Consider the following 1,614-nt stretch of genomic DNA (forward strand, 5'->3'; position numbering starts at 1 on the left):
ACGTTCGACCTTCGAGAGAACGCGTCCGGGTCGGACGCCGACCGGGTCCCGACGGCGAACGCCCACCCCGAAGCGTCTGCACCCGCGGCATCCACCCCGCCCGTGCCCGACACCGCGATCACCGCCCCGCACGCCCGCGACCCGTGGCGCGCGCGCTATCGGCGCAACCTCGTCTTCACCGACCTGGCCTCTCTCATCTGGGTCGTCTACGGCACCCAGATCCTGTGGTTCGGGCTCGGCAACGCGCAGTTGGCCGCCGGTCGAGACAGTCGCATCAGCGACCTCTCCTACTGGGCCTTCTCGGCGATCCTCATCGTGACCTGGATGTGGGCGCTGGCTTTCGTGGAGTCCCGCAGCGACCGCGTCATCGGAACCGGCTCGGCCGAGTACGTCCGCATCGCCGACGCGAGCTTCCGCCTCTTCGGGGCCGTCGCCATCATCGCCTTCCTCGTGCAGATCGACGTCGCCCGCGGATACCTGCTGGTCAGCCTTCCGCTCGGCATCATCGTGCTCTTCTTCACCCGCTGGATGTGGCGGCAGTGGCTCGTCGTCCAGCGCTCGCGCGGGCGGTACTCGGCGAACGTGCTGCTGGTGGGCTCTCTGCACTCCGTCACCCAGCTCGCCCGTGAGTTCGCCCGCACCCCCAGCGCCGGGTACCGAGTCGTCGGGGCCTGCGTCCCGAACGGCAAGATCGCCGACGTCATCCCCGGAACGCGGATCCCCGTCATGGGCCATGTCGGAGACGTCACGAGGGCGCTGCAGGCGACGGGGGCCGATACCGTCGCCATCACCAGCGCCGACGAGCTGCCGGCCGACAAGGTCAAGCAAATCTCGTGGAGCCTCGAGGCGGGGCGTCAACACCTGGTCCTCGCCCCGAGCATCGTCGACATCGCCGGTCCGCGCCTGCACACCCGCCCGGTCGCGGGTCTTCCCCTCATCCACGTCGAGACCCCCAAGTTCTCGCGCGGACAGAGCTTCCTCAAGCGCAGTGTCGACCTGATCGCCGCCTCCGTGGGAGTCGTCCTGCTGAGCCCGCTGCTGATCTTCCTCGTGATCACGGTGCGTCTCTCCAGCGAGGGCCCCGTCTTCTTCCGACAGACGCGCGTCGGCTTCCGCGGGCGCGAGTTCACCATGATCAAGTTTCGATCCATGGTGGTCAACGCCGAGGAACTCCTCGCCCAGCTCGCCGCACAGCAGCGCGACGCGGGCAATGAGGTGCTCTTCAAGATGAAGAACGACCCGCGAGTGACGCCCATCGGGCGGATCATGCGTAAGTACAGCCTCGACGAGCTGCCGCAGCTGTTCAACGTCATCGGCGGGTCGATGTCGCTCGTCGGCCCGCGTCCGCCGTTGCCGTCCGAGGTCGCCGTGTACGCCGACCACGTGCACCGCCGCTTCCTGGCCAAGCCCGGCATCACGGGACTGTGGCAGGTGAGCGGACGGTCCTCGCTCTCGTGGGAGGAGTCGGTCCGCCTCGACCTCTCCTACGTCGAGAACTGGACCCTCCTCAGCGATTTCGTCATCCTCGGCCGCACCGCTCGCGCCGCTCTCGCCCCGGGCGACACCGCCGCATGACTCACCCCCTCCCCGCCGCGCTCCCGCCCACCGGCGGGG

The 1,614-nt window shown here is 69.0% G+C and carries 1 protein-coding gene; it reads left to right on the top strand.

Annotation, left to right across the window (positions count from 1 at the left end):
* Positions 1 to 102 precede the first annotated feature (102 nt).
* Complete coding sequence (locus tag DBR36_RS07945; protein ID WP_108318336.1) at positions 103 to 1,575, top strand: sugar transferase; 1,473 nt, start codon at positions 103 to 105, stop codon at positions 1,573 to 1,575.
* Positions 1,576 to 1,614: the final 39 nt, after the last annotated feature.

The organism is Microbacterium sp. HMWF026, assembly GCF_003061325.1.
Taxonomy (GTDB): domain Bacteria; phylum Actinomycetota; class Actinomycetes; order Actinomycetales; family Microbacteriaceae; genus Microbacterium; species Microbacterium testaceum_E.